A 26,744-nucleotide genomic window follows, 5' to 3' on the forward strand; every position below is an offset into this window, starting at 1 on the left:
AGGTGTATAAGAGACGGGAGTGGGTGCCGATCGGCAGCGGGCCGTGGGACCGGACGGGCCGGGACTCGTGGGTCGACGTGGACCGGGTGCTGCGGCTGCACGAGCACGGCATGCGCCGGGAGGCGTGCGCACTGGACCGCATGCGGTTCAACCTGGTCAGGCGCCGCCTGCAGGAGCGCTACGGCTGGAGCTGAACGTCTTCTCGAAGGCGCCCAGCACCGCACGGTCGCGCGTCCGGTCCAGGACCCCGAAGACCACGTGCTCGAAGGCCTGGGTGAACCGGCCACCGGGCCCCAGCAGCGCCCGGAACGCCTCCGCCACCTGCGCGGGGTCGTTGCGGAACACCCCGCAGCCCCAGGCCCCCAGGACGAGCCGGCGGTAACCGTGGGCCGCGGCGGTCTCCAGGACGCGCTCGGCCCGGGCCGCGAGGGCCCGCGGCAGTTCGGGGACCCGTTCGGGCGCCGTGCGGTGCACCACGCCCGCGTTGGGCGCGGGAGAGGTCAGGAAGCCGGCGGTGTACGGCTCGGCCAGCAGGCCGCCCCGGTCGTCGCGGAAGACGGGCACGGCCGGTGAGTGGATGACACGGTCCGTGTAGAACGGGTCGCGGTGGGCCCGGTGGTGGTCGTAGAAGGCGCGGGCCTCGAGGAGGCAGGTGTAGAGGGCGGAGGCCCGGCACAGGGCCTCCTCCTGGGCCTGGGCGCCGTTGAGATAGCCACCGCCGGGATTGCGGGCCGAGGCGAAGTTCAGCACGGCCACGTGCCCGCCGAGCCGGCGGGCGGCCTCCAGGCTGCTCTCGCCCGTGACCTCGATCTTGGTCGCCGGTGCCCTCGTCACCCGATCGGCGGGTACCGGCACCGGTTCCGGCCCGTGCAGGAGCGTGCCCTCGCGCGCTGCCCGCAGTTCCGCCGCGATCGAGACCTCGCGCCCGTCCGGGGCACGGTAGACGCCCGCCGCGACGATCTGCTCGGTCTGCTGCGCGATTCCGCGCAGGCGCGCGCTCACGGCGCCACCCCCGTGCGCGCCGTGACCGCGTGCCGCGCGGCCGTTCTTGTCGTGCTCACGCAGGCATCGTGAGTGATGCCGGATCTCCGGTGCAACAGAGTTTTCGCCGTGGGAGAACGCCCGGGAAAGTGCCTGGAAACACCGGGGCGGGCCGGATGACCGCCCGGGAACGCCCCGCTTCGCCCCCTTGTGCCGAGCGGCGTGAGCGTCTTGGGTAGGACAGATGATCCCGGCCCGGGCCGCCGAAGACCCGGACCAATGGCATGGTGGAATCTCAGGAGGATCCCGACATGTCCGATTCGGTAAGTGGCTGTACCCGGCCACGCACCTCACTGTCCGAAGCCGAGGTCGAGGCACTCGTCCGCGGCATCTGCTTCAAGACCGGCCCGCCACGGCGCCTCGGTGTCGAGGTGGAATGGCTCGTCCACGAGCTGCGCGCACCGCAGCTCCCCGTCACACCCGAACGACTCGAAGCGGCCTACGCCGCTTTGCGCACCGTACCTCTGAGGTCGGCGCTCACCGTGGAACCCGGCGGCCAGCTGGAGCTGAGCTCGCTCCCCGCCGCCTCCCTGACGGAAGTCATCACCACCGTCTCCGCCGACCTCGACGCCGTCCGCGCGGTTCTGCGCGATTGCGGTCTCGCCCTCGTCGGCCTGGGCCACGACCCCTGGCACGAACCCCGCCGATTCCTGCGTCAGCCGCGCTACGACGCCATGGAGGCGTGCCTGGACCGTACCGGCCCCGCCGGCCGCGCCATGATGTGCAGCTCCGCCTCCGTGCAGGTGTGCCTGGACGCCGGCCACGAGGAGCCCGGGCCGCTCGGCCTGGGGCGGCGCTGGTGGCTGGCCCACCATCTGGGAGCGGTCCTGGTGGCCGCGTTCGCCAACTCCCCGCTCGCCGAGCACCGGCCGACCGGCTGGCTGTCCACGCGGCAGCTGATGTGGACCCGGATCGGCGCGGGCCGGGCGGGCGGACCGCGGCTGGACGCCGACCCGCGCGGGGCCTGGGCCCGGCACGTGCTGGACTCCCCCGTGATGTGCGTACGGCGGGACGGCGGGCCCTGGGACGTCCCCGAGGGCCTCACCTTCCGGGACTGGATCCGCACGGGCACGCCCCGGCCGCCCACCCGGGAGGATCTCGACTACCACGTCACGACGCTGTTCCCGCCGGTCAGGCCGCGCGGCCATCTCGAACTGCGCATGATCGACGCGCAGCCCGGCGACGACGGCTGGATCGTGCCGCTCGCCGTGACGGCGGCGCTGTTCGACGACCCGGAGGCCACCGAGACCGCCTACCGGGCCGTGAAGCCACTGGCCGAGCGGACGCTGGGCCTGCCCGCGCCGCACAACCCGCTGTGGCTCGACGCGGCCCGCGGTGGCCTGGCCGACGCGGAACTGCGCGAGGTGGCCGTCACGTGCTTCACGACCGCGCTGGACGCCCTGCCCCGGCTCGGCGCCGGCCCCGAGGTCATCGAGGCCGTCACGGCCTATCTGGACCGCTACGTCGTCCTGGGCCGCTGCCCCGCCGACGACCTGCTCGACCGACAGCGCGGCACGGACGGCCGCGCCCAGGGGAAGGACTTCCGCCCATGACCGACACCGATCCCGCCGTCGACGCCCAGGTCGTCGACCCCGAGGTCCTCCGTGAGCGGGCGGTCGCCTCACTCGTCGTGGCCCGCGACCGCACCACCCTGCTGACGAGTTGCGTGGAGGATCCCGACCTGACCGAGCAGCACTCGCCGCTGATGTCGCCGCTGGTGTGGGACTTGGCGCACATCGGCAACCAGGAGGAGCAGTGGCTGCTGCGGGCCGTCGCCGGGCACGAGGCGATACGGCCCGAGATAGACGGCCTCTACGACGCCTTCGAGCACCCGCGCGCCGAGCGGCCGAAGCTGCCCCTGCTGTCGCCCGCCGAGGCCCGCACCTACGCGGCCGACGTCCGCGGCAGGGCACTGGACGTGCTGGAGCGGCACGCGTTCCACGGGACGCGGCTGACGGAGGCCGGCTTCGCCTTCGGGATGATCGCGCAGCACGAACAGCAGCACGACGAGACGATGCTGATCACCCATCAGCTGCGTACGGGCCCACCCGCCCTGACGGCACCCGACCCGGAGCCGGCGCCGCTGTCCACGGGCCCGTCCGAAGTCCTCGTCCCGGGCGGCCCGTTCACGATGGGGACCTCCGGCGAGCCCTGGGCCCTGGACAACGAACGCCCCGCGCACCGGCGCGAGGTCGCGGCCTTCCACATCGACACCACCCCGGTGACCAACGGCGCCTACCGGGCGTTCATCGAGGACGGCGGCTACGACAACCCGCGGTGGTGGGCGGCCGACGGCTGGGCGCACATCCGCAAGCACGGCATCGACGCCCCGCTGTTCTGGCGGCGCGACGGGAAGCAGTTCCTCAGGCGGCGCTTCGGCGTCACCGAGGTCGTCCCGCCGGACGAGCCCGTGCTGCATGTGAGCTGGTACGAGGCCGACGCCTACGCCCGCTGGGCGGGACGCCGGCTGCCCACGGAGGCCGAGTGGGAGAAGGCGGCCCGGCACGACCCGGCCGGCGACCGCTCGATGCGCTACCCGTGGGGCGACGCCGATCCGGGGCCCGAGCACGCCAACCTCGGCCAGCGGCACCTGCGCCCGGCCCCCGCCGGGAGCTACCCGGCCGGTGAGTCGCCGCTGGGCGTACGGCAGTTGATCGGCGACGTGTGGGAGTGGACGGCGAGCGACTTCCTGCCGTACCCGGGGTTCAGGGCGTTCCCGTACAAGGAGTACTCGGAGGTCTTCTTCGGCCCCGAGTACAAGGTGCTGCGTGGCGGTTCGTTCGCGGTGGACGCGGTGGCCTGCCGGGGCACCTTCCGCAACTGGGACTACCCGATCCGGCGGCAGATCTTCTCCGGGTTCCGCACGGCCCGGTCGGAGGACGTCTGATGTGCCGTCATGTGGCCTACGTGGGCCCGGAGGAGCCTTTGGGCCGGCTCCTCGTGGAGCCGCCGCACGCGCTGTACCGGCAGTCGTGGGCGCCCCGGCACCAGCGCTACGGGACGGTCAACGCCGACGGTTTCGGGGTGGGCTGGTACGCCGAGGGCGACCCGGTGCCGGCCCGCTACCGCCGGGCCGGGCCGATCTGGGCGGACCTGTCGTTCGCCGATCTGGCCCGGGTCGTCCGCTCCCCCGCCCTGCTCGCGGCGGTGCGGGACGCGACCCTGTCGGGCGCGGACGCGGAGGCCGCGGCGGCCCCGTTCGCCGCGGGAACCTGGCTGTTCAGCCACAACGGGGCGGTGAAGGGCTGGCCCGGTTCGCTGGCCTCGCTGTCCCGGACGCTGCCGCACGAGGACCTGCTGTCGCTGGAGGCGCGCAACGACTCCGCGCTCGTGTGGGCGCTGGTGCTGGCGCGGTTGCGCGGCGGCGACGAGGAGAGCCAGGCGATGGCCGACACCGTCCTGGAGGTCGCCGCGGCGGCCCCCGGTTCCCGGCTCAACCTGCTGCTCACCAACGGCGACACCATCACCGCGACGGCCTGGGGCGACGCCCTGTGGTACCTCACCCGGCCCGGCGGCGGCACCGTCGTGGCCTCCGAGCCCTTCGACGACGATCCGCACTGGCAGGAGGTCCCCGACCGGACCCTGCTCGCGGCGAGCCGCACCGACGTGCTGCTGACGCCGCTGAAGGAGCCGACCGACGCCGCCGTGCCCGCACCCTTCAAGGAGCCCCGTACGTGAGCCCGTTCCATCTCACCCGCACCCTGCCCGAGGACACCACGGGCGCCGCGCTGCGCGCCGACGTCCACCGGGGTCTGACCGGCCGCCCCAAGACCCTGCCGCCGAAGTGGTTCTACGACGCGCGCGGCAGCGACCTGTTCGAGCAGATCACGGAACTCCCCGAGTACTACCCCACGCGCGCGGAGCGGGAGATCCTCCTGGCGCGCTCCGGCGACATCGCCGCGGCCACCCGGGCGCGCACCCTGGTCGAGCTCGGCTCCGGATCCTCCGAGAAGACCCGGCATCTGCTCGACGCCCTCACCGACCTGCACACCTACGTCCCGGTCGACGTCAGCGAGAGTGCCCTCACCCAGGCCGGGCAGGCGCTCGCCGCCGAACGGCCGGGGCTGGACGTGCACGCGCTGATCGCCGACTTCACGGCGGAACTGACCCTGCCGGACACACCGGGGCCACGGCTGGTGGCGTTCCTGGGCGGCACGATCGGCAATCTGCTGCCCGCCGAACGCGCCGCGTTCCTCACCTCGGTACGCGCCCTGCTCACCCCGGGCGACGCCCTGCTGCTGGGCACGGACCTGGTCAAGGACGAGGAGGTGCTGGTGCGGGCGTACGACGACGCGGCCGGGGTGACGGCCGCGTTCAACAAGAACGTCCTGACCGTGATCAACCGCGAGCTGGGCGCCGACTTCGAGCCCGACGCGTTCGACCACGTGGCGAAGTGGAACGCGGAGCACGATTGGATCGAGATGCGGCTGCGCTCCCGTACGGCACAGACGGTGAAGGTGCCGGCGCTCGATCTGGCGGTCGACTTCACCGCGGGTGAGGAGATGCGGACCGAGGTGTCGGCGAAGTTCCGGCAGGAGGGCGTGCGCGCCGAACTGTCCGCGGCGGGGCTGGAGCTGGCCCACTGGTGGACGGACGGGCCGGGCCGGTTCGCGCTGTCGCTGAGCGTGGCGCGCTGACATCGGGGAACCCGGGGGCGGCGGCGACGGCGGGAGACGACGTCTCGCGCTTCGCCGCCGCTTGGGGCACGGTGGAATGACGCGTGACACTCCCGTCACAGCAACGCCAGGGGAAGAGGAGCAGCGGCATGTCGAACCACATCTACCGGGTCACGGAGATCGTCGGCACCTCACCGGACGGCGTCGACCAGGCCGTCCGCAACGGCATCGACCGGGCCTCGCAGACGCTGCACAACCTGGACTGGTTCGAGGTGACGCAGGTGCGCGGCCAGCTGGAGGACGGGCAGATCGCCCACTGGCAGGTGGGGCTCAAGGTGGGCTTCCGTCTCGACGAGTCGGAGTAGTGCTCAGGTCCGCCCCTCGCGCTCCTGCGCGGCTTTCATCTCGGCCGACCGGGTCACCCAGTCGGCCCGTACGACGGTGAAGCCCGCACGCCGGGCGTCCGCGCAGACCAGTTCGTCGTCGTCCACGAGGACGCGGACCTCCCGGGTGCGGGCGAGCCGTCGCAGGATCTCCAGCTTGGTGAACCGGGCGGGCCGCCGGTCGGCGTCCCGCCGCATGTACACGCGCCCCTCGGGCAGCCCCTGGGCGGCGAGCCACTCCAGCGTGTCGCGCCGGCAGCGCTCGGGCCGCCCTGTGAGGTAGACGATCTCGCACTCCTGCGCGCGCTCCCGGACCAGCGCGATGCCCTCCGGGACGGGCGGGTCCTGCGGCGCCGCCGAGAAGAATCCGTTCCAGTCCTTCGGTGTGCGCTGGAGGAACCCCTGCCGGTGCGTGGTGTCGGCGAGGGTGTTGTCCAGGTCGAACACGGCCAGCGGGGCCTTGCTGCGGTCGTCACTCACATCGCACAGCGTAAGCGCATATGAGACGGCGCCCCGATTTTCGCTCTCCGCGCCGCGCGCAGCGCCGGTTCGGCATCCGGGCGACGATCCTGTCCGTCGGTGGATTCCTGCTGTATGTACTGCTGTCGAGTTTTGTGCCCGCGGTGATGAACCAGCCGCTGTTCGGCCGCCTCACGCTCGGACTGACCCTGGGTCTCGGGCAGTTCGCCGTCATGGGCGTGACCGCGTGGTGCTACGTCCGGCACATGCGCACCCGGGTCGATCCGCTCGCCCGCGGCCTGAGGTCCCGGCGGTACGAGACCGAGAGCCGCCGCGGCCGTTCGGCGCCGCCTCGGCAGGGGGCCGCGCAGCCGCTCCGGCCCTCGCCATGTGCGGCGACCACCTGTCCGCCGCGACCTGCTGGGCAGCACCGGGCTGGTCGCGCTGACCGGCTACGACGGGCTTGATGTACCTCGGCGGCACCACCGTGGCCTGGATGACGGTGCTGCTGCTGATCGCCGAACCCCTGCACCGCACGGGCAAGTTCACGCTGGGCGACACGGTGGCGCTGCGCCTGCCCCGGCAGCAGCGGCCGGTACGGGTGGCGCTGGCGGTCTGCGTCCTGGCCTCGCCATCGCGGCGTCCGCGATCCTGTCGACGATCACCTACACCCTGTTCTGGCGGCGCTTCAGCGCGAAGGGCGCCCTGCTCAGCCTCCGGCGGACTGCTCTGCTCTGTCCTGCCGGCCGTCTTCTCCCCCGTCGTCTCCTCCGCCCCGGGCTCCTTCTACCCCGGGGTCGACTTCGCCTGGTTCCCGCTCCAGAACCCCGGCATCGTCTCGATCCCGGTGGGCTTCCTGCTGGGCCGGCTCGGCACGGTGCTGGACAAGGGACCGGCCGAAGAGCCCGCCGCCCACGAGGAGTTCGAGGTTCGGATGCTGGTGGGCGCCGAGGACTGAGACGCCTTCGACGGGCCGCGGCGGCCGGGCACCGGGGCGCTCATTGTTAATGGGATCCATTTTCATGTAGCGTCCTCGGTGCCCGATCACCGAGGAGGAGTCCCATGGCTGTCCCGAAGCGGAAGATGTCCCGCAGCAACACCCGTCACCGCCGCGCCCAGTGGAAGGCGGCCACCCCCACACTGGTCCCCGTCACCGTCGACGGCATCCGTCATCTCGTCCCGCAGAACCTGGTCAGGGCGTATGAGCGCGGCCTGCTACGCCCCGACGGCTGAGTGCGCCGCCCCGTCGAGGAAGTGCGCGCGGACCCGGCGCAGCCAGGCCTCGACCGGCGCCTCGTCGGGTTCGTCCGGCAGCACCGTGGGGCCTTCGTCGAAGGCGGCCTCGTAGGACCTGAGCAACGGCAGGGCCACCGACGGATCGGCGGCGACACTTTCGCCGAAGGCGTGGTACTCGTCCGGGTTCTCGACGCGGATCGTCAGCCGCCCGGTGGTGTACAGCTCCAGGCCCTGCCCGCACAGCCGTTTGAGATGCCGGGCGTGCTTCGCGGTGCGCTTGCGGGTGTCGGCGGAGAACGAACCGTCGCCGCGCGCCTCCAGCCGCCGGAACTGCTGGGTGGCGTACCCGAGGTAGGCGTCCCTGACCCGCTTGGCGCACAGGAACGCCGTACGGATGCCGATGAGCTCGTCGCCGAGCGGGGTGCGCACCTCGTACAGGTCGTCCGGGAGCCACACCAGCTCCATCGCCGTCGGGTTGCCTCCCAGGGCCAGCCGGCACCACTTGGCGGCCTCGTGCAGGGTGCGGTCCGGCGCCGTGCTGACGTGGGACTCCTTCGGCCGGCGCAGACCGTGCAGCTCCTCGGTGGGCGCGGCGAACATGCCGAGGCGGTCGATGTCCGAACCCGGGCGGGCGAGACCGTAGGCGGTCGATCCGACGATGCCGGAGAGCAGGATGTTGGGGACGGTCACGGTCGGCCGCCTTTCGCTTCTGGAGACCGGACCATTGTCCTGACGTGCGCGGACGCGGTCACCCGGTTTTCCGGCGGCGGTCCCGACGCGCCCGCGGCGGAATACCGGTGGCCCCGTCCGGCGTAGAACCCGGTATGGATGCCGTGCGCCTGTCCGTCCTCGACCGCTCCCGCACCCGCGAGGGGCACACCCATCCCGAGGCGCTGCGCGACACCGTGCGGCTGGCGCGGGAGCTGGAGCGGCTCGGCTACCACCGGGTCTGGGTCTCCGAGCACCACGGCGTGCCCGGCGTCGCCGGTTCCGCGCCGACCGTGCTGGCCGCCGCCGTCGCGGGCGCGACCCGGACGATCCGGGTCGGCACCGGCGGGGTGATGCTGCCCAACCACCGGCCGCTGGTCGTGGCGGAGCAGTTCGGGGTGCTGGAGTCGCTGTTCCCCGGGCGGATCGACATGGGTCTGGGCCGGTCCGTCGGCTTCACGGACGGGGTGCGCCGAGCCCTGGGCCACGACAAAGGCGACGCCGAGGACTTCGAGGGCCAGCTAGCGGAGCTGCTGGGCTGGTTCCGGGGCACGTCACCCACGGGGGTGCACGCCCGCCCCGCCGAGGGCCTGACCGTGCCGCCGTTCGTCCTGGCCATGGGCGAGGGGGCCGGCATCGCCGCCCGCGCGGGCCTGCCCCTGGTGATCGGCGACCTCAGGAACCGCGAGAAGATGCGGCGCGGCATCGACCACTACCGCGACCGGTTCCGCCCCTCCGTCTGGGCCCCGGAGCCGTACGTCGTCGTCTCGGGCACCATCGCCGTGGCCGCCACCCCCGAGGAGGCCCGGCGGCTGCTGATCCCCGAGGCCTGGTCCATGGCGCACTCCCGCACCCACGGCACCTTCCCGCCGCTGCCACCCGCCGAGCGCGTGGAGGCCCTCACCATGACCGGCAAGGAGCGCGGCTTCTACGAGTCCGGTCTGACCGGCCACATCGCCGGCACCGAGGAGCAGGTCGCGCACGAGCTGGAGACGCTGCTGAAGGAGACGGGCGCCCAGGAGGTCCTCGTCACGACCAGCACGTACGACCGCGAGGCCCTGGTGGACTCCTACCGGCGACTGGCCGCGATCACCTCCGGTTGAGATCCGGTTAGAGTCGTCTGCCATGCACGACCGCGACCCCCATGACCCGTACGTCCGTGTCCGCGGAGCCCGTGAGCACAACCTCCGGGGCATCGACGTCGACATCCCCCGGGACGTGCTGGCCGTGTTCACCGGGGTGTCCGGCTCGGGGAAGTCGTCGCTGGCGTTCGGCACGATCTACGCGGAGGCCCAGCGGCGCTACTTCGAGTCGGTCGCGCCGTACGCGCGCCGGCTGATCCACCAGGTCGGCGCGCCGAAGGTCGGGGAGATCACCGGCCTGCCCCCGGCCGTCTCGCTCCAGCAGCGCCGGGCGGCACCCACCTCCCGCTCCTCCGTCGGCACCGTCACCAACCTCTCGAACTCCCTGCGGATGCTGTTCTCCCGGGCCGGCACCTACCCGCCCGGAGCCGGGCGGCTCGACTCCGACGCCTTCTCGCCGAACACGGCGGTCGGGGCGTGCCCGGAGTGCCACGGGCTGGGGCAGGTGCACCGTACGAGCGAGGAGCTCATGGTGCCCGACCCGTCGCTGTCGATCCGCGAGGGGGCGATCGCGGCGTGGCCGGGAGCCTGGCAGGGCAAGAACCTGCGGGACATCCTCGACGCGCTCGGCCACGACGTGGACCGGCCGTGGCGGGAACTGCCCGCCGGCGAGCGGGAGTGGATCCTGTTCACCGACGAGCAGCCGGTGGTCACCGTCCACCCGGTGCGGGACGCCGACCGCATCCAACGGCCGTACCACGGCACGTACATGAGCGCCCACCGGTACGTGATGAAGACGTTCTCGGACTCCAGGAGCCCAACCCTGCGAGCGAAGGCCGAGCGGTTCCTCACCAGTGCGCCCTGCCCGGCGTGCGGCGGCAGCCGGCTGCGCCCCGAGGCCCTGGCGGTGACGTTCGGCGGCCGGACCATCGCCGAGCTGGCGGCCCTGCCGCTGGTGGAACTGGCCGCCGGTCTCGACGGGACCTCGGAGGCCGCCCGGGTCCTCACCGACGACCTGCGCTCCCGTATCGCGCCGGTCCTGGAGCTGGGGCTCGGCTACCTCAGTCTCGACCGGCCCACCCCCACCCTCTCCACGGGCGAACTGCAGCGCCTGCGCCTGGCCACCCAGCTGCGCTCCGGCCTCTTCGGCGTCGTCTACGTCCTCGACGAGCCGTCGGCCGGACTGCACCCCGCGGACACCGAGGCGCTGCTCACGGTGCTGGAACGGCTGAAGACGTCCGGGAACTCGGTGTTCGTGGTGGAGCACCACCTCGACGTCATGCGGGGCGCCGACTGGCTGGTCGACGTGGGTCCGGACGCGGGCGAACACGGCGGGCGGGTGCTGCACAGCGGCCCGGTGGCCGAGCTGGCCGGAGTCGAGGAGTCGGCGACGGCCCGCTACCTGTTCGACCACTCCCCCGCCCCGGCCCGAGACGTGCGCGAGGCCACCGGGTGGCTCACGACCGGCCCGATCACGCGGCACAACCTGCGCGGAGTGACGGCGGAGTTCCCGCTCGGCGTGTTCACCGCCGTGACCGGCGTGTCCGGGTCCGGCAAGTCCACGCTCATCGGCGAGATCACGGAGGACTCGGCGGGAGTGGGCCGGCTGGTCTCGGTCGACCAGCGGCCGATCGGCCGCACGCCGCGCTCCAACCTCGCCACCTACACGGGCCTCTTCGACGTCGTGCGCAAGGTGTTCGCGGCCACCGACGGCGCCCGCGAACGCGGTTTCGGCGTCGGGCGGTTCTCCTTCAACGTGGCGGGCGGGCGCTGCGAGACCTGCCAGGGCGAGGGGTTCGTCAGCGTGGAGCTGCTGTTCCTGCCGAGCACTTACGCGCCCTGCCCGGACTGCGGTGGGGCCCGCTACAACCCGGAGACGCTGGAGGTGACGTACCGGGGGCGGACCATCGCGCAGGTGCTGGACCTGACGGTGGAGAGCGCGGCGGAGTTCTTCGCGGACACCCCGGCCGTGGCCCGCAGCCTCTCCACGCTGCTCGACGTCGGTCTGGGTTACCTGCGCCTCGGCCAGCCCGCGACGGAGCTCTCCGGCGGCGAGGCCCAGCGCATCAAGCTGGCGAGCGAACTGCAGCGCGGCCGGCGCGGCCACACGCTGTACCTCCTCGACGAACCCACGACCGGTCTCCACCCGGCCGATGTGGACGTCCTGTTGCGCCAGTTGCACGGCCTCGTCGACGCCGGGCACACCGTGATCGTCGTCGAGCACGACATGTCGGTCGTCGCCCGCGCGGACTGGGTGATCGACCTCGGCCCGGGCGGCGGCGACGCGGGCGGACGCATCGTGGCGGCGGGGCCGCCGGCGGAGGTCGCGCGCGCGGCGGAGAGCCGGACGGCACCGTATCTGGCGCGCACCCTCACCGGCTCCCGCTGAGGTCCCTACGCGACGAGCACCGTGTGCGTCCAGGCGGGCGCGGCGGTCTCCCGCTGCTGCGCCGCGCGGGCGAGGGCCCGGCGGTCGGTGCTGCCGCCCGGTGCGATCGGGTCGCGGACCTCGACCTCCGCGATCAGGCCCCGGGTCGTCGTCACCCGCCACAGGGAGGCGAGCAGCGTGTCCTCGCCGACGTACGCGGGAGCCGTGCTGGCCGTGCCGCCGCTGAGCCGGTAGCCGATGCGCACCGGCTGGACCGGCACCCCGGCGTCCAGGGCGGCCTGGAAGACGGCCCGGCGGAAGGTGCCCTGCGCCCGGCCGCACCAGGTGCTGCCCTCGGGAAAGGCCGCGACCGCGGCGCCCTCGCGCAGCGCACCGGCGATCCGGGCGACCGTGTCCGGGAGGGCCCGCAGCCGGTCCCGGTCGATGAACAGGGTGCCGCCGCGCGCGGCCAGCGCACCGGCGACCGGCCAGTGCCGTACCTCCGTCTTGGCCAGCATCCGGGCGGGGCGGACGGCGGCGAGCAGCGGGATGTCCAGCCAGGAGATGTGGTTGGCGACCAGCAGCAGTCCGCCGGTGGGAGCGGCGGCTCCGGTGATACGGACGCGGACACCGGCGGCCCGCACGATCCACCGGCACCAGCGCCGGATCAGGGACGGCGGGATCCGGGCGCCGAAGGGCGTCAGCGCGATCCCCGCGAGCAGGAGCAGCAGGACCACGCCGAGCCGCAGCACGGCGCGCGGTACGGCCCGCGCCCGCACCGCCGCCGACGCCTCGACACAGGCGTGGGGGGTGCAGGGCGCGGTGGGCAGCCAGGCGCTCATCAGGCCGGGACGAGGGAGAGGAAGTGGCGCAGGTAGCGCGCGTTGACGCGGCTCATCGGCAGCAGCACGTACAGGTCGGCGACACCGAAGTCCGGGTCGTGGGCCGGTGCGCCGCACACCCAGGCACCGAGGCGCAGGTAGCCGCGCAGCAGGGCGGGCAGTTCGACGCGGGCGGCGGGCGCGGGGCCGGGGGTCCACGGCAGCAGCGGCCGCACCCGGAACTCTTCCGGCGAGAGGTGCTTGTCGCTGACCCGGTCCCAGGTGGCGGACGCGAGGGCGCCGCCGTCGGCGAGCGGGACGGAGCAGCAGCCGGCGAGCCATTCGTGGCCGCGGTCGACCATGTAGCGGGCGATGCCGGCCCAGATGAGGCCGATGACCGCGCCGTCGCGGTGGTCGGGGTGCACGCAGGAGCGGCCGACCTCGACGAGCTGCGGCCGGATCCCGTCGAGGGCGGTCAGGTCGAACTCGCCCTCGGAGTAGAGCCGCCCGGCGACCGCCGCGCGCTCCGGCGGCAGCAGCCGGTAGGTGCCGACGACCTGGCCGGTCGTCTCCTCGCGGACGAGCAGGTGGTCGCAGTACGCGTCGAAGGAGTCGACGTCGAGGCCGGGCTGCGGGCCGGCCAGCAGGGCGCCCATCTCCCCGGCGAAGACGTCGTGCCGCAGCCGCTGGGCGGCCCGCACGTCCTCCTCGGTCCGGGCGAGGGCGACGGTGTAGCGGGTGGGGGCCGTGGGCTGCGCGGGGCGGTCGACGGTCAGTACGCCGGTCATGGCACTCTCCTGGTCACGGGCCGGTCGGTGAGGCGGGGGCGGGGCGCTGAGCGGTGGCGTGCGAACCTCCGCCTCTGTTCTCCCGATGCCGACTGACCTTCGCGTGTCATGTGCAGAGAGAACGGGTGTGAGGTTGTTGAACGGCTCGCGCCCCGTGGCCCGGCCGGGTTTCGCGACCGCGCCCCGGATGGCCCAGCTGCGCACGCGAAGACCGGCTCCTGCGGCGAGAGTGAGCTGCATGACAGAACCCGGAGCCGGCGGGCGACGCGGGGGCTCGGCCCCGTCCACCAAGCGCCCGCGCACCGTGCGCGGTGCCGGTGAGGCCGCCCGGCGCGCCGCCGAGGCGCTGACGGAGCTGATCAGCCATCGCCTCGAAGGAGTGTCCGCGGTGTGCCGGGGCGAGGACGACGGCTGGGTCGTCGACGTCGACGTGCTCGAACTGGCCCGCATCCCCGACACCACCAGCCTGCTCGCGACGTACCGGGTGGAACTGGACGCGGCGGGCGAGCTGGTGCAGTACCGCCGGATCGCGCGCTTCCGGCGCGGTGCCCAGGACCAATGACCGGACCGCCGCAACCGCCCACCGGAAGGACCGCCGCATGACCGTCTACAGCGACGAGATCGTCTGTGCTCCCCGCGCCGGGACCCTCTACGACGTGCTGGAGCTGATTCTCGACCGCGGCATGGTGATCGACGTCTTCGTGCGCGTCTCGCTGGTCGGGATCGAGATCCTCAAGGTCGACGCGCGCATCGTGGTCGCCAGCGTCGACACCTATCTGCGCTTCGCGGAGGCGTGCAACCGCCTGGACCTGGAGCACGACTCGCGCTCCAAGACCGTGCCGGAGCTCTTCGGCGGACCGGTCGCCAGGACCATTGGCAAGGCGGGTGCCAAACGCACCGCCCGTTCCCTGACCGACAAGGTCCGCGATGTCCTCACCCCGGACGACGACGAGGGTGACGACGACGCCGACTCCCGTACCGAGCGCGCTTCGCGTCCGGTGCGCAAGCGCCGCAGTGACGACGACCGCCCGCGGCCCCGGCGCCGCAAGGCCGAGGAGGAATGACCGTGACGGCCACCGCCGCCCTCACCACCGCCGGCACGCTCGGCACCCTGTACGTGTACGGCATCGCCCCCGAGGGCGTCCGGACCCCGCGGGCGCCCGGGGTGGACGGTGCGGCGGTGCGACTGCTGACCGAGGACGGGCTGTGTGCGGCCGTCTCGGACGCCCCGGAGTCCGTCCGGGCGCGACGACGCGACCTGATGGCCCACCAGGCGGTGCTCGGCGAACTCGCCGCACAGGGCCCCGTCCTGCCGATGCGGTTCGCCGTCCTGACCCCCGACGCGGAGTCGCTGCGCGGTCAACTGCGCACCGATCGGGCCCGCTTGATGTCCCAGCTCGACGGGGTGCGGGGCTGCGTCGAGATGAATGTGAAGGGCACGGTGGTGCCCGGCAGCTTCGCCGCCCTCGTGCGCGGGGACGACACACTGCGCACGCTCGCCCGCCGGACACGGGAGCGCCCCGGCTACGAGGCGAACGTGCGGCTGGGCGAGGCGCTCGCCAAGGGCGTCGCGCGCGAGGCCCGGGGCGCGGCACGGGAGGTGCTCGCCCGCCTGGCTCCGCTCGCCGTGCGGACGGCGCCGGGGCCGGTCGACGACGAGCAGGTGCTCAGCACGTCGTTCCTGGTGCGGTCCGCCGACGAACAGCGCTTCCGGCAGGCCGTGGCCGCGCAGGCACGCGAGGTCGGGGACCGGCTGGCGCTCGGCGTGACCGGTCCGCTGCCGTGCTACAGCTTCGTCGACGCGCCGTCCGCCACGGCCGGCCGGTGACCCGGTGGGACTCGTGACCGGGCTCCTGCTGCTGCCACTCGCCCCGGTGCGCGGCACGCTGTGGGTGGCCGACCACCTGCTCCAGGAGGCGGAACGCCAGGCCCGCGACCCGCGTGCGGTGCAGGCGCGGCTGGCGGCACTCAACCGGGCCCTGGAGGAGGGCGCCATCGACGAGGCGGCCTTCGAGGAAGAGGAGGAGCGGTTGCTCGCCCGCCTCGACAGTCCGGTCCGGTACACAGGACACCGCGGGGGTGCTTCGTGACCGACCTCGGCACCTGGCCCGCGGGTCCCGGAGTCCAGCCTGCCGGGCCGCCCTCCGGAAGCCTCGCGGACCTGCTCGAACGCGTCCTGGACAAGGGCATCGTCATCGCGGGCGACATCAAGATCGACCTGCTCGACATCGAACTGCTCACCATTCGTCTGCGCCTGTTCATCGCCTCGGTCGAGACCGCCAAGAAGGCGGGCATCGACTGGTGGGAGACGGACCCGGCGCTGTCCTCGCGCGCCGCGCGTGACGCGCTCACCGAGGAGAACGCGCGGCTGCGCGCGCGGCTCGAGGCCCTGGAGGACACCGACGCCGACACCTCCGAGGTGGCCCGATGAGCACGCTGCCGGCCGGCCGGACCTCCGCGACCGGGACTGACCTGCCGCACCCCACCGTCACCTGCGTGTTCGCCGTGACGGACACGCCTCCGCCGGACGAGGCGGTGTCGGTGGCACGGGGCCATGACGGCGGCGGTCCGCTGCGTGTCCTGGCCGCGGGGCCGCTGCACCTGATCGTGCAGGACGTTCCCGCGGCGGCCTTCGGCGAGGCGGCGCTCGCGGAACGGCTCAACCGGCCGGAGGAGCTGGAGCGCTGCGCCCGCGCCCACCACCGGGGCGTGGAGACGGCCGCGAGTGCGGGCCCCGTCGTCCCCATGCCGATGGCGACGCTGTACCTGGACGACCGCAACGCGGTGCGGGCCGTCACCGACCGGGCGGCGTCCCTGCGCACCCTGCTGGACCGGCTGCGCGACCGCACCGAGTGGGCGGTGAAGGTGCACGGCCCCGCAAGCGCGCACGCGTCCGGCACCGCCGGGGACGGACCCGCCGACGGACGGTCGTACTTGCGCCGGGTGAGCGAGCGGCGGCGCACCGAGCGCGAGGAGCGCGAGCGGGCCCTGGCGCGGGCCCACGCCGTCGACCGGGAGCTGCGGCGGTACGCCGTCGCGGCGACGCGGCACCGGCCGCAGAGCGAGCAGTTGACCGGCAGGAGCGTCCCGCAACTGCTCAACGCGGCCTATCTGGTCGACGACGGGCGGCGCGCCGAGTTCGTCCGGGCCGTCGGCGAACTGGCCCGCGACGCCCAGCTGGCGGCCGTCGAGGTCACCATGTCGGGGCCCTGGATCCCGTACTCCTTCGCCCGTCCGGACGAGGTGGCCCGCCCGGACGGGGTGGAGCGCGGTGCGCACCAGGAGGTCGGCGCATGACGGTACCGGTCGCCGGCGGTGCAGACCGCACGGCGGTGCCCTGGGACGGCCCGGAGCCGTACGCGCCCGTCGGGGTGCCGCTCGTCGACCTGCTCGACCGGGTGCTGGCGACGGGCGTCGTGGTCAGCGGTGACCTGGTGCTGGCCATCGCCGACGTGCCGTTGGTGCGGATCTCCCTGCACGCCCTGCTGGCGTCGGTGAGCGACCGGGTCCCCGCGCCCTGGTCGGACAGCGGGCCGCTGTGACCGCGCCGCGCACCCACGCGCTGGACCTCGACCCCGAGCGCGTCACGAACGATCTGGCGGCCCTGGTGCTGACCGTGGTGGAACTCCTGCGACAGCTCATGGAACGCCAGGCGGTCCGCCGTTTCGACGAGGGCACGCTCAGCGCCGAGCAGGAGGACCGGCTCGGTACCGCGCTGATGCTGCTGGACGAGCGCATGGACGAACTGTGCGCACAGCACGGGCTGCGGCGCAGCGACCTCAACCTGGACCTCGGCCCACTGGGACCGCTCCTCGCCGATCCCGGTCCGTGACGGACAGAACGCGAGACGGGACCGGGAGAGCACCACCCCGGCCCCGCCCGTCCGCACCTACCGGCGAACGTTCACTGCAACCCCCTGGGGGCGCGGGGAACTGCGCGATCAACCACGCCGCACCCGCAGCCGCCGAAGCACAAAAGCCCTACCGTGCTACCGCTTCACCTTCCGCGCAGCCCGCAACCACTCCTTGTTCATGCTGGTGATGGACATGAGCGGAATCCCCTTGGGGCAGGCCGTGGCGCACTCGCCCGCGAGCGTGCACCCCCCGAACCCCTCCTCGTCCATCTGCTCCACCATGCCCAGCACCCGCGTCTCCCGCTCGGGCGCCCCCTGGGGCAGCACATTGAGATGGTTGATCTTGGCGGACGTGAACAGCATCGCCGCCCCGTTCGGACAGGCCGCCACGCACGCCCCGCACCCGATGCACTCGGCGTGTTCGAAGGCGAGGTCGGCGTCCGGCTTCGGCACCGGCGTGGCGTGCGCCTCGGGAGCCGCCCCGGTCGGCGCCGTGATGTACCCGCCGGCCTGGATGATCCGGTCGAAGGCCGACCGGTCGACGACCAGGTCCTTGATCACCGGGAACGCGGATGCCCGCCACGGCTCGACGTCGATCGTGTCGCCGTCCTCGAAGGACCGCATGTGCAGCTGACAGGTGGTGGTCCGCTCGGGCCCGTGCGCGTCGCCGTTGATGACGAGCGAGCACGCCCCGCAGATGCCCTCACGGCAGTCGTGGTCGAAGGCGACAGGGTCCTCGCCCTTGACGATGAGCTCCTCGTTGAGTGTGTCGAGCATCTCCAGGAAGGACATGTCGGGTGAGATCCCGTCCACCTGGTACGTGGACATCGTGCCGTCGGCGTCGGCGTTGCGCTGCCGCCAGACGCGCAGGGTGAGCTTCATGCGTAGCTCCGCTGGGTGGGGTGGACGTACTCGAAGACCAGGTCTTCCTTGTGCAGGACGGGAGCCGCGCCGGTGCCGGTGAACTCCCAGGCTGCGGCGTAGGAGAACTCCTCGTCCTTGCGGGCGGCCTCGCCGTCGGGCGTCTGGGACTCCTCGCGGAAGTGGCCGCCGCAGGACTCCTCGCGGTGCAGCGCGTCGAGGCACATCAACTCGGCGAGCTCCAGGTAGTCGACGATGCGGTTGGCCTTCTCCAGCGACTGGTTGAACTCCTCGCCGGTGCCGGGCACCTTGATGCGCCGCCAGAACTCCTCGCGGATCTGCGGGATGCGCTCCAGGGCCTTGCGCAGTCCGGAGTCGGTGCGGGCCATGCCGCAGAACTCCCACATGAGTTCGCCGACCTCGCGGTGGAAGGAGTCGGGGGTGCGGTCGCCGTCGACGGACAGCAGCAGGTTGAGCCGGTCCTGGGTGTCGGCCAGCACCTCCTGGACGACGGGGTGTTCGTCGGTCACCGCGTCGTGGTGCGGGTTGCGGGCCAGGTAGTCGTTGATGGTCGAGGGGAGGACGAAGTAGCCGTCCGCGAGTCCCTGCATCAGCGCGGAGGCTCCGAGCCGGTTGGCGCCGTGGTCGGAGAAGTTGGCCTCGCCGATGGCGAACAGGCCGGGGACGGTGGTCTGGAGGTCGTAGTCGACCCACAGGCCGCCCATCGTGTAGTGCACGGCGGGGTAGATCCGCATGGGCACCTCGTACGGATCCTCGTCGGTGATCCGTTGGTACATGTCGAAGAGGTTGCCGTACCTGGCCTCGACGGCCGCCCGGCCCATGCGGGCGATGGCGTCGGCGAAGTCGAGGTAGACGCCCTGGCCACCGGGGCCCACGCCCCTGCCCTCGTCGCAGACATTCTTCGCGGCGCGCGAGGCGATGTCGCGCGGGACGAGGTTGCCGAACGACGGGTAGATGCGCTCCAGGTAGTAGTCGCGCTCGTTCTCGGGGATCTCGTTCGGGGGCCGCCGGTCGCCCTTCGCCTTCGGCACCCAGATGCGCCCGTCGTTGCGCAGCGACTCGCTCATCAGCGTCAGCTTGGACTGGTGGTCGCCGGTGCGCGGGATGCAGGTGGGGTGGATCTGGGTGAAGCAGGGGTTGGCGAAGTGGGCGCCGCGCCGGTGGGCCCGCCAGATGGCCGTGGCGTTGGAGTTCATGGCGTTCGTCGACAGGTAGAAGACGTTGCCGTAGCCGCCGGAGGCGAGGACGACGGCGTCCGCGAAGTAGGTGTCGATCTTGCCCGTGATCAGGTCGCGGGCGACGATCCCGCGCGCCCGTCCGTCGACGACGATCAGGTCGAGCATCTCGGTGCGCGGGTGCATCTCGATGTTCCCGGCGGCGATCTGCCGGCTGAGGGCCTGGTAGGCGCCGAGGAGGAGCTGCTGGCCCGTCTGGCCCCGGGCGTAGAACGTGCGTGAGACCTGCACGCCGCCGAACGAGCGGGTGTCGAGCAGTCCGCCGTACTCCCGGGCGAAGGGCACGCCCTGGGCCACGCACTGGTCGATGATCTCGACGGAGATCTGCGCGAGCCGGTGGACGTTGGACTCGCGGGCGCGGAAGTCGCCGCCCTTGACGGTGTCGTAGAACAGGCGGTGGACGGAGTCGCCGTCGTTGCGGTAGTTCTTCGCGGCGTTGATGCCGCCCTGCGCGGCGATGGAGTGGGCGCGGCGGGGCGAGTCCTGGTAGCAGAACTGGACGACGTGGTAGCCCTGTTCGGCGAGGGTGGCCCCGGCGGAGCCGCCGGCGAGGCCGGTGCCGACGACGATCACGGTGTGCTTGCGCCGGTTGGCGGGGTTGACCAGCTTGGCCTCGAAGCGGCGCGTGTCCCACCGCTCGTTGACCGGCCCGCCGGGGGCCTTGGTGTCGACGACCGGCTCGCCGGTCGTGTAGTCGGCGTACGAAGTCATCTTCAGCTCACCACTCCGGTCATGACGCCCACGGGTACGGCGATGAAGCCGGCCGTGAGCAGCAGCGCGAGGACGTGCGCGACGGTCTTCAGGGCGCGGTCGCGGGTGCGGCTGCCGGCGCCGAGGGTCTGGGCCGCGCTCCAGAAGCCGTGCCGGACGTGCAGGCCGAGCGCGAGCATCGCGACGATGTAGACGACGTTGCCGTACCAGGTGGAGAAGGTGTCCACGACGTTCTGGTACGGGTGGCCCTCCTGGAAGCCGCCGGAGTGCACGGTGCCGGTCGTCAGGTCGAGGATGTGCCACACGATGAACAGGCCGAGGATGATCCCGCCCCAGCGCATGGTCCGCGTCGCGTAGCTCGCCCGTGCCTTCTTGTGGACGTACTTGCTGGGCCGTGCCCTGATGTCGCGGCGGCTGAGCTGGTACGCCGAGGTGGCGTGGGCGACGACGGCGACGACCAGCACGATCCGGACGAGCCAGAGGGTCCACTCGTAGTGCATGAACGGCTCGCCGACGACGCGCAGCCAGTGCGCGTAGTGGTTGAACTCTCCCGCCCCGAAGAAGATCTTCAGGTTTCCGATCATGTGGACGACCAGGTACAGCAGCATGATCAGACCACTGACCGCCATCACGGTCTTCTTGCCGACGGTGGAGTCCCACACGGTGCGTGCGAGAGACGGCCGTCGGTCCGTCCGCGTTGCCAGAGCCATGGAACAGCACGCTACGGATCCACCGCCGATCGGTCCAAGACATGGTCCGGTTTGAATCCATAGGCTGGGGCTATCGTGGATGCATGCAGTTCCAGCAGCTCCAGTACTTCGTGGCCGTCGCCGAGACCCGGCACTTCACCCGGGCCGCCGATCTGGTCCATGTCGCCCAGCCGTCGCTGTCGCAGCAGATCAAGGCGCTGGAGCGGGAGCTGGGCGCGGATCTGTTCCTGCGCGCCCGGGGCAACATCACGCTCACGGACGCCGGGGAGGCGCTCCTGCCCCTGGCCCGGCGCATCCTGGCCGACGCCGACACGGCCCGGCACGAGGTGCAGGAACTGGTGCAGCTGCGCAGCGGCCGGGTGCGGCTGGGTGCGACGCCGAGTCTTTGCACGGGGCTGCTGCCGGATGTGCTGAGGGCGTTCCACGACCGCTACCCCGGGGTGCGGCTGCTGATCGAGGAGGGCGGCTCGCACGATCTGGTGCGGGAGCTGGCGCGGGGGGCGCTGGATCTGGCGCTGGTGGTGCTGCCGCTGCCGACGCCGTCGCCGGCGCTGACCACGGTGGAGCTGCTGCGGGAGGATCTCGTCGTGGTCTCCTCGCCGGATGCCCCGCGTCCGGGCCGGGGGCGCCGCTCCGTGCGGGTTTCCGACCTGGAGGGTGAGCGGCTGGTGATGTTCCGCCACGGGTACGACCTGCGTGAGCTGACGGTGGCGGCGTGCCGTGCGGAGGGGTTCGAACCCGACTTCGCCGTGGAGGGCGGGGAGATGGATGCGGTGCTGGGGTTCGCGCGGGCCGGGCTGGGGGTCGCCGTGGTGCCGCGGATGGTGGCGGCGAGGTCCGGGCGCGGGCTGCGGGTGACTCCGCTGGCCCGGCCCGGACTGCACCGCACGATCGCGCTGGCGCACCGCAGTGATGTGGCTCCGACCCGGGCGGCGCGGGAGTTGCAGCGGATGCTGCTGGAGCGGTGAGGCGGCCTGCCGCCGGGAGGTCCCGGCGGCCGTCGGCCGATGCCTGTGCTTCACCTCCGCAGGATGCCGGCTACCGCGCCGGGGGAGGACCCGCGGCGGGCCGGTGGGTGGACGCCAGGTGGGCCCGGGGCGTCAGCCCGTCGCGTCCACCAGGGCCAGCTGGTGCAACCGCTCCGGTGGACCCGGCCTCGCGTAGTACCAGCCCTGGGCCGTGTCGCAGCCGAGTATGCGCAGTTGTTCGGCCTGGGCTCCCGTCTCCACGCCCTCCACCGTCACCGCCAGGTCCAGGCTGTGGGCCAGGGAGACGATGCCTTCGACGATCTTGAGGTCGACGGGGTCCGCCGGGAACTGCTGCATGCTCTGGGTGAAGGAGCGGTCCAGTTTCAGGATGCTGACCGGCAGCCGGCGCAGGTTGGCGAGGTTGGAGTAGCCCGTGCCGAAGTCGTCCAGGGCGATGTCGACGCCCATCTCCGCCAGGCGCCGCAGCGGCTTCAGCAGATCGTCGTCGGCCCCGATCAGCGCCGACTCCGTGACCTCCAGGCACAGCGCGTCCGGCGCGACGCCCGTGCGCTCCAGGATGTCGACCGTGTCCTGGACCAGACCGGGGTGCGTCAGCTGGCACGGCGACAGGTTCACGTTGATGCGCAGCGGTCCCACCGCCTCGACGCCGCCCTGCAGTTCCCGCCACTCGCGGGCCTGACGCACCGACTGCTCCAGCACCCACCGCCCGAGGGGCACGATCAGCCCGGTGTGCTCCGCGAGCGGGATGAACTTGTCCGGCCCGAGCACGCCGTGCTGCGGGTGCAGCCAGCGCACCAGGGCCTCGGCTCCCCGGACGCTGCCGTCGCCGAGGTGCACCAGCGGCTGGTACTCGATGAAGAACTCGCCCCGCTCCAGCGCCGTCGGCAGCGCCGTGGTCAGCCCGTGCCGCGTGATGGCCCGGGCGTCCGCCTCCGCGTCGGCGAGTTCGAAGCGGTTGCCGCCCGCCGACTTGGCCCGGTACATGGTGATGTCCGCGCTGCGCAGCACCTCCGCCGGGCTGCGTTCCCCGGCCGGGCCCTCCACGATGCCGATGCTGCCGCGCACGGTCAGTTCCCGGCCGTCGACGCTGATCGGCGCGAGCAGCGCGTTCATGATGCGTCCGGCGAGTTCGTCGACCGCGTGCTGGGTGTCGGGTCCGGTGGTCAGCGCCACGAACTCGTCGCCGCCGAGCCGTGCGACCATCTCGCCGGGCGCGGTGGCGCAGGACTGCAACCGGTCGGCGACCTCCACCAGCAGCCGGTCGCCGGCCGCGTGGCCGAGGCTGTCGTTGATGGTCTTGAAGCCGTCGAGGTCCAGGTAGCACAGCCCGAACCGCTGGCCTTCCCCGGCACCCAGCGCCTTCTCCAGACGCTCGAAGAAGAAGGTGCGGTTGGGCAGCCCGGTCAGCGCGTCGTGCGTGGCCTCGTAGCGCAGCCGCAGGTTGAGCAGCCGCCGCTCGGTGGTGTCCTCCATGAGGGCGAGCTGGTACTGCGGCTCGCCGTCGGCGTCACGCAGCAGGGAGACCGTCAGATTGGTCCACAGGACGGTCCCGTCAGGCCGGTAGAAGGCCTTCTCCAAGTGGTAGTGCTCCCGCTCGCCCCGGACGAGTTCGTCGTAGAGGCGCCAGGTCTGCGGGGCGTCGTCGGGGTGGGTCCAATCCCGGACGTTGCGGCTGCGCAGCGTCGGTTCGGAGACCCCGAACATGCGCAGCAGCGCGCCGTTGACCTGCAGTATGTTCCCCTCGAGGTCGGCCATGCCGATGCCTATGGCCGCGCCCTCGAAGACGGCGCGGAACCGCGCCTCGCTCGCATGCAGGGCCTGCGCCACCACCCCCTGCGCCTGGAGGGCGGCCTGGGCGATGGCCTCCTGCTCGGCCAGGGTCCGCTCGCGCAGCGTGCGGGCGAAACCGGCGGCCATCGCGTGCTGCAACCGCGCGCACCGGGCGCGCAGGTCCTCCTGGTCGCCGTCGCCGCCGCAGTACAGGACCAGGTAGGCGTCGACGCAGTCCAGGGTGCGGCTGAGCGCCTCCGGGTCGGTGCAGTGCGCGTCCACCAGGGCGGCGCCGACCGCCCGGCCCGCGTCGGAGTCGAAGGTCCGGGCCAGCAGCGCCTCGCTCAGCCGCCGGGCCAGGGGCAGCAGTTGCGCCTCGAACTCGGGGCGGGTCGACGACGTCGAGGTCACCGGGAAGACGGCCCGGCTCCAGATCGTCGCGAACCGGCGCAGTCTGTCCTCCGGCCCGTCCGGTTCCGCGATCACGCCGTACGCCCCACGCCCGCGAACCCGGAGAACGCGTACGGATCCTCGTCCTCCGGTGCGGTGTCGGGGCGCCAGTGCGGCATCGCCACCAGTCCGGGTTCCACCATGTCGTACCCCTCGAAGAACCGCGCGATCTCCTCGCGCGAGCGCATGATCAGCGGGTTGCGGATGTCCTCGTACACGTCCACCGCTCCCCCGGCCCGCTCCGGCGGCAGCGGGATCCCCTCGTAGGAGGCGTGGGTGAGCACGAGGAGGCTGCCGGGCGCGAGCGCCTCGCGCAGCTCGGCCACGGCCCCGTGCGGGTCGTCCTCGTCTTCCACGAAGTGCAGTATGGCAACGAGGAGCAGCGCCACTGGCTGATTCAAGTCGATCAGCCGCTCCACCTCGGGGCTGCGCAGGATCTCCTGGGGCTTGCGCAGGTCCGCCGCCACGACGCCCGCGTCGTCGTTGCCCTCCAGGACCGCCTGGCTGTGCGCCACGGCCACCGGGTCGTGGTCGACGTACACCACGTGCGCGCCGGGGCGGGCGGCCTGCGCCACCTCGTGCACATTGCCGAAGGTGGGGATGCCGGAGCCGATGTCGAGGAACTGGGAGACGCCCTGGTCCGCCGCGTAGCGCACGGCGCGGCGCATGAAAGCGCGGTTCGCCTGCATGATTTTGGGGAGTCCCGGCATGAACTCCATGGCCCTGCGGGCCGCTTCCCGGTCGACCTCGAAGTTGTGCGATCCGCCCAGGTAGTAGTCGTACATCCGGGAGACGCTCGGCACCGAGATGTCGATGCTCCGTGGGGCCCAGGCGGGACGCTCCATCTATCTCTCCAAGGCGTTAGGCGATCCGGTGTTCGAGCAGAGGCTACTGATCGCCCGCCAATGGAGCGACCCGAAACGGAAATTGACCATCCGTTCCCGGTCACTGCCTGCGGCACGTGCCGAATTGATACCCCTGCGCATGCCCTTCGAACATATGACGAACAGTGCCCGAGGCATTCCGGAGAGTTCCGGTCCGGAAGGGGAAGAGTGTGCGGAATTCAATGAGTTCAGGTGAAGCACGGCAAAACGGCCCACCCCTCCGTGGAGCACGGAGGGGTGGGCCGGGCCTGCGCTTCGGGTGGACGAAACGATCAACCCTGGGGAGGTTTCTCTACTTCTCCGACGCGCCGACCAGCTTTCCGTCGGGCCGCACGGCGTACCAGGTGCCGCCGACGCCCTGGCCGTTGGTGTCGCCCGGAGCCTTGTCGCCGGCGAAGGTGTAGATGGGCGAGCAGTTGATCGTCTGCTGCTTGCCCTTGCCGTCGGTCCGGTCGAAGATCATGTAGCCCTTCTCCTGGATGCCCTTGGTGTCGGCGAAGTCGACGGGCTCCACGAGCGGCCACTTCTCCAGGCACGCACCGGTGCAGTTGGAGACCGGCTTGGGCCAGGCCTCGTCCTTCTTGAACCGGTAGACGGTCATGCCGTTCTTGTCGACGACGATCTCGCCGAGCTTGGCGTCGTTGCGCGTGGACAGACCGGCCTCGACCGCCTCACCGCCGCCGCCCGCACCGCCCTGCGCCTTCTTGCCGTCGGGGGCGAGCGCGTACCACTTGCCGCCCACGCCCTGACCCTTGACGTCGCCTGCGTTGACGTCCTTGGCGTAGCGGTAGGCGGGCCAGCCGCCGACCGTGAGCTGCTTGGTGCCGTCGGCCCGGGTGACCGAACCGAGCAGCGCCTTGTCGATGCCCTCACCGGCCTCGGCGTCGTCGGCCGGAACCGGCGGCCAGGTCTTGGCGCAGTCGCCGTCGCAGTTCGACTTGGGCGGCTCCTCCGTGTCCTGGTCGAACCGGTACAGGGTGAGGCCGAGGCTGTCGGTGACCACCTTGCCGACCTTCTCGGCGGTGGAGACGGACAGCTTGCCGGCGGGGTTGGACGGGCTGGAGGCGCTCGGCGCGGACGGCTGAGCGCTCGCGGCGCCGCCCGCCGCGCCCGCGGTGCCCGAGCCGATGCTTCCGTAATCCCCGGGCGCGGCCGTGGCGCCCACGTTCTGGCTGGCCGCCGGTGGGCTGTCCTGACCGCACGCCGTCGTCAGCGCCAGGACCGCCGCGGCGCTCGCCACGAGTGAGGCGCTCCGCCAGGAGGTCTTCATCGTCAACTCCCCATTATCGCAAGGGTGTTGCAGCGCCCTGCTGCGCCGCCGCACGGCCATGAGTACGCATGGGGGCACCGTTTGTGTTCAACCGTCGGCCAAATTTCTTTCCGGGACCTGTGACGAGCCCCCCGGACCGTCGCACACGCGTACACGGGAAGCACCCTGCGGGTGACGCCGATCAAACCGGTGTCCCCCGAACATCCCCCTTTCGGGGCAATCCCCTTGCACCCCGGCCCGTGCGGGCGGCACAGGGCTCATGATCTTCGTCGTGCATGGACCCCTCTCGACTCAACCCGCCCTTGCGGCACGGGCCTTGGCAGCGGCGACGCTGACCTGGGCGCTCGTCGGCGCACCGGCCGGGGTCGCGGTGGCCGACGCCTGCGCCTACGCCTCCACGGGGCCGGACGGCACCGAGGCGGTGGCGTACGCCGGAAGCAAGAAGACCTGGCCGTGCCCCACGCCCACGCCGAGCCCCTCCCCCACAC

General features: G+C 72.4%; 30 protein-coding genes and 1 pseudogene. 20 read left to right on the top strand and 11 right to left on the bottom strand.

Features of this window, described 5'->3' with window-relative positions; all coding sequences use genetic code 11:
* A pseudogene (locus K4G64_RS26025) lies at nucleotides 1-194 on the top strand (type II toxin-antitoxin system PemK/MazF family toxin); the annotation flags it as partial.
* Here K4G64_RS26025 and K4G64_RS26030 read toward each other — a convergent pair.
* Nucleotides 157-1,002 carry a TIGR02452 family protein gene (locus K4G64_RS26030; protein WP_221758426.1) on the bottom strand — a complete coding sequence of 282 codons (846 nt, stop codon included), beginning with the start codon at nucleotides 1,000-1,002 and terminating at the stop codon, nucleotides 157-159. The pseudogene K4G64_RS26025 and the gene K4G64_RS26030 overlap by 38 nt on opposite strands.
* A gap of 290 nt (nucleotides 1,003-1,292) precedes the next feature.
* Between K4G64_RS26030 and egtA the strand changes: the two genes are divergently transcribed.
* The 5 genes from egtA to K4G64_RS26055 all read left to right on the top strand — a co-directional run bounded on the left by egtA (nucleotide 1,293) and on the right by K4G64_RS26055 (nucleotide 6,022).
* Nucleotides 1,293-2,594 carry an ergothioneine biosynthesis glutamate--cysteine ligase EgtA gene (gene egtA, locus K4G64_RS26035; protein WP_221758427.1) on the top strand — a complete coding sequence of 434 codons (1,302 nt, stop codon included), beginning with the start codon at nucleotides 1,293-1,295 and terminating at the stop codon, nucleotides 2,592-2,594.
* Nucleotides 2,591-3,928, top strand: coding sequence for an ergothioneine biosynthesis protein EgtB (gene egtB / locus K4G64_RS26040; protein ID WP_221758428.1), 1,338 nt, complete (start codon nucleotides 2,591-2,593; stop codon nucleotides 3,926-3,928). Before egtA ends, egtB begins: the two co-directional genes overlap by 4 nt.
* Nucleotides 3,928-4,719 carry an ergothioneine biosynthesis protein EgtC gene (gene egtC, locus K4G64_RS26045; protein WP_221758429.1) on the top strand — a complete coding sequence of 264 codons (792 nt, stop codon included), beginning with the start codon at nucleotides 3,928-3,930 and terminating at the stop codon, nucleotides 4,717-4,719. The genes egtB and egtC overlap by 1 nt, the downstream gene beginning before the upstream one ends.
* Nucleotides 4,716-5,678, top strand: coding sequence for an L-histidine N(alpha)-methyltransferase (egtD, locus tag K4G64_RS26050; protein ID WP_221758430.1), 963 nt, complete (start codon nucleotides 4,716-4,718; stop codon nucleotides 5,676-5,678). The genes egtC and egtD overlap by 4 nt, the downstream gene beginning before the upstream one ends.
* A gap of 128 nt (nucleotides 5,679-5,806) precedes the next feature.
* Nucleotides 5,807-6,022 (top strand): dodecin, encoded by a 216-nt coding sequence (locus tag K4G64_RS26055; protein ID WP_221758431.1) that lies wholly within the window; start codon nucleotides 5,807-5,809, stop codon nucleotides 6,020-6,022.
* Between the two features lie 3 nt (nucleotides 6,023-6,025).
* On the opposite strand, the gene K4G64_RS26060 is transcribed toward K4G64_RS26055, so the two are convergent.
* The gene (locus tag K4G64_RS26060) at nucleotides 6,026-6,520 is read right to left on the bottom strand and encodes a hypothetical protein (protein ID WP_221758432.1); all 495 of its coding nucleotides are present in this window, start codon (nucleotides 6,518-6,520) and stop codon (nucleotides 6,026-6,028) included.
* A 20-nt stretch (nucleotides 6,521-6,540) separates the two neighbouring features.
* Here K4G64_RS26060 and K4G64_RS26065 point away from each other — a divergent pair, with 20 nt between their 5' ends.
* The 3 genes from K4G64_RS26065 to rpmF all read left to right on the top strand — a co-directional run bounded on the left by K4G64_RS26065 (nucleotide 6,541) and on the right by rpmF (nucleotide 7,732).
* Complete coding sequence (locus tag K4G64_RS26065; protein WP_221758433.1) at nucleotides 6,541-6,966, top strand: DUF485 domain-containing protein; 426 nt, start codon at nucleotides 6,541-6,543, stop codon at nucleotides 6,964-6,966.
* Complete coding sequence (locus tag K4G64_RS26070; RefSeq protein WP_374206450.1) at nucleotides 6,966-7,457, top strand: hypothetical protein; 492 nt, start codon at nucleotides 6,966-6,968, stop codon at nucleotides 7,455-7,457. Before K4G64_RS26065 ends, K4G64_RS26070 begins: the two co-directional genes overlap by 1 nt.
* A gap of 104 nt (nucleotides 7,458-7,561) precedes the next feature.
* A complete protein-coding gene (rpmF, locus tag K4G64_RS26075; RefSeq protein WP_221758434.1) occupies nucleotides 7,562-7,732 on the top strand; it encodes a 50S ribosomal protein L32 in 171 nt (56 codons plus the stop codon).
* Here the strand turns inward: rpmF and K4G64_RS26080 are convergent.
* Nucleotides 7,715-8,425, bottom strand: a complete 711-nt coding sequence (locus K4G64_RS26080) for a DNA polymerase beta superfamily protein (protein ID WP_221758435.1) — start codon at nucleotides 8,423-8,425, stop codon at nucleotides 7,715-7,717. The two genes, rpmF and K4G64_RS26080, sit on opposite strands and share 18 nt — an antisense overlap.
* Before the next feature lie 134 nt (nucleotides 8,426-8,559).
* On the opposite strand from K4G64_RS26080, the gene K4G64_RS26085 reads away from it, so the two are divergent.
* On the top strand, nucleotides 8,560-9,546 hold the full coding sequence (locus K4G64_RS26085; protein WP_221758436.1) for an LLM class flavin-dependent oxidoreductase: 987 nt from the start codon (nucleotides 8,560-8,562) through the stop codon (nucleotides 9,544-9,546).
* 22 nt (nucleotides 9,547-9,568) lie between these two features.
* Nucleotides 9,569-11,914 (top strand): excinuclease ABC subunit UvrA, encoded by a 2,346-nt coding sequence (locus K4G64_RS26090; RefSeq protein WP_221758437.1) that lies wholly within the window; start codon nucleotides 9,569-9,571, stop codon nucleotides 11,912-11,914.
* 5 nt (nucleotides 11,915-11,919) lie between these two features.
* Here K4G64_RS26090 and K4G64_RS26095 read toward each other — a convergent pair whose 3' ends face one another.
* Both K4G64_RS26095 and K4G64_RS26100 read right to left on the bottom strand, forming a co-directional pair.
* Nucleotides 11,920-12,735 carry a 1-acyl-sn-glycerol-3-phosphate acyltransferase gene (locus K4G64_RS26095; RefSeq protein ID WP_221758438.1) on the bottom strand — a complete coding sequence of 272 codons (816 nt, stop codon included), beginning with the start codon at nucleotides 12,733-12,735 and terminating at the stop codon, nucleotides 11,920-11,922.
* On the bottom strand, nucleotides 12,735-13,502 hold the full coding sequence (locus K4G64_RS26100) for a GNAT family N-acetyltransferase (RefSeq protein ID WP_221758439.1): 768 nt from the start codon (nucleotides 13,500-13,502) through the stop codon (nucleotides 12,735-12,737). Before K4G64_RS26100 ends, K4G64_RS26095 begins: the two co-directional genes overlap by 1 nt.
* 238 nt (nucleotides 13,503-13,740) lie before the next feature.
* On the opposite strand from K4G64_RS26100, the gene gvpO reads away from it, so the two are divergent.
* Genes gvpO through K4G64_RS26140 form a run of 8 tightly spaced genes read left to right on the top strand, consistent with a single transcriptional unit; the run spans nucleotide 13,741 to nucleotide 17,334 of the window.
* Nucleotides 13,741-14,064, top strand: coding sequence for a gas vesicle protein GvpO (gene gvpO / locus K4G64_RS26105; protein ID WP_221758440.1), 324 nt, complete (start codon nucleotides 13,741-13,743; stop codon nucleotides 14,062-14,064).
* A 37-nt stretch (nucleotides 14,065-14,101) separates the two neighbouring features.
* Nucleotides 14,102-14,566 (top strand): gas vesicle structural protein GvpA, encoded by a 465-nt coding sequence (locus K4G64_RS26110; RefSeq protein WP_221758441.1) that lies wholly within the window; start codon nucleotides 14,102-14,104, stop codon nucleotides 14,564-14,566.
* Nucleotides 14,563-15,330: a GvpL/GvpF family gas vesicle protein gene (locus tag K4G64_RS26115; RefSeq protein WP_221758442.1), complete on the top strand. Its 768-nt coding sequence runs from the start codon at nucleotides 14,563-14,565 to the stop codon at nucleotides 15,328-15,330. Before K4G64_RS26110 ends, K4G64_RS26115 begins: the two co-directional genes overlap by 4 nt.
* Nucleotides 15,331-15,334: 4 nt before the next feature.
* On the top strand, nucleotides 15,335-15,592 hold the full coding sequence (locus K4G64_RS26120) for a gas vesicle protein GvpG (protein ID WP_221758443.1): 258 nt from the start codon (nucleotides 15,335-15,337) through the stop codon (nucleotides 15,590-15,592).
* Entirely contained in the window at nucleotides 15,589-15,933 is a 345-nt protein-coding gene (locus K4G64_RS26125; protein ID WP_221758444.1) for a gas vesicle protein, read from the top strand. Before K4G64_RS26120 ends, K4G64_RS26125 begins: the two co-directional genes overlap by 4 nt.
* Nucleotides 15,930-16,799, top strand: coding sequence for a GvpL/GvpF family gas vesicle protein (locus tag K4G64_RS26130; RefSeq protein WP_221758445.1), 870 nt, complete (start codon nucleotides 15,930-15,932; stop codon nucleotides 16,797-16,799). The genes K4G64_RS26125 and K4G64_RS26130 overlap by 4 nt, the downstream gene beginning before the upstream one ends.
* Nucleotides 16,796-17,044 carry a gas vesicle protein gene (locus tag K4G64_RS26135; protein WP_221758446.1) on the top strand — a complete coding sequence of 83 codons (249 nt, stop codon included), beginning with the start codon at nucleotides 16,796-16,798 and terminating at the stop codon, nucleotides 17,042-17,044. Before K4G64_RS26130 ends, K4G64_RS26135 begins: the two co-directional genes overlap by 4 nt.
* Nucleotides 17,041-17,334 carry a gas vesicle protein K gene (locus tag K4G64_RS26140; RefSeq protein ID WP_030851265.1) on the top strand — a complete coding sequence of 98 codons (294 nt, stop codon included), beginning with the start codon at nucleotides 17,041-17,043 and terminating at the stop codon, nucleotides 17,332-17,334. Before K4G64_RS26135 ends, K4G64_RS26140 begins: the two co-directional genes overlap by 4 nt.
* A gap of 156 nt (nucleotides 17,335-17,490) precedes the next feature.
* Here the strand turns inward: K4G64_RS26140 and K4G64_RS26145 are convergent, their stop codons facing one another.
* From K4G64_RS26145 to K4G64_RS26155, 3 genes are read right to left on the bottom strand one after another with little or no spacing between them, the layout of a single operon-like run.
* Nucleotides 17,491-18,237, bottom strand: a complete 747-nt coding sequence (locus tag K4G64_RS26145; protein WP_221758447.1) for a succinate dehydrogenase/fumarate reductase iron-sulfur subunit — start codon at nucleotides 18,235-18,237, stop codon at nucleotides 17,491-17,493.
* Nucleotides 18,234-20,183, bottom strand: coding sequence for a fumarate reductase/succinate dehydrogenase flavoprotein subunit (locus K4G64_RS26150; protein WP_221758448.1), 1,950 nt, complete (start codon nucleotides 20,181-20,183; stop codon nucleotides 18,234-18,236). Before K4G64_RS26150 ends, K4G64_RS26145 begins: the two co-directional genes overlap by 4 nt.
* A 2-nt stretch (nucleotides 20,184-20,185) precedes the next feature.
* Nucleotides 20,186-20,893, bottom strand: a complete 708-nt coding sequence (locus K4G64_RS26155) for a succinate dehydrogenase (RefSeq protein WP_221758449.1) — start codon at nucleotides 20,891-20,893, stop codon at nucleotides 20,186-20,188.
* A gap of 83 nt (nucleotides 20,894-20,976) precedes the next feature.
* Here K4G64_RS26155 and K4G64_RS26160 point away from each other — a divergent pair, with 83 nt between their 5' ends.
* A complete protein-coding gene (locus K4G64_RS26160) occupies nucleotides 20,977-21,861 on the top strand; it encodes a LysR family transcriptional regulator (protein ID WP_221758450.1) in 885 nt (294 codons plus the stop codon).
* A gap of 132 nt (nucleotides 21,862-21,993) precedes the next feature.
* Here K4G64_RS26160 and K4G64_RS26165 read toward each other — a convergent pair whose 3' ends face one another.
* The 3 genes from K4G64_RS26165 to K4G64_RS26175 form a co-directional block, all read right to left on the bottom strand.
* Complete coding sequence (locus K4G64_RS26165; RefSeq protein WP_221758451.1) at nucleotides 21,994-24,138, bottom strand: EAL domain-containing protein; 2,145 nt, start codon at nucleotides 24,136-24,138, stop codon at nucleotides 21,994-21,996.
* Entirely contained in the window at nucleotides 24,135-24,947 is an 813-nt protein-coding gene (locus K4G64_RS26170) for an SAM-dependent methyltransferase (RefSeq protein WP_221758452.1), read from the bottom strand. Before K4G64_RS26170 ends, K4G64_RS26165 begins: the two co-directional genes overlap by 4 nt.
* Nucleotides 24,948-25,278: 331 nt before the next feature.
* On the bottom strand, nucleotides 25,279-26,256 hold the full coding sequence (locus K4G64_RS26175) for an SCO0930 family lipoprotein (protein WP_221758453.1): 978 nt from the start codon (nucleotides 26,254-26,256) through the stop codon (nucleotides 25,279-25,281).
* Nucleotides 26,257-26,744 lie beyond the last annotated feature (488 nt).

The organism is Streptomyces sp. WAC04114, from assembly GCF_019733245.1.
GTDB classification, from domain to species: Bacteria; Actinomycetota; Actinomycetes; order Streptomycetales; family Streptomycetaceae; genus Streptomyces; species Streptomyces massasporeus_A.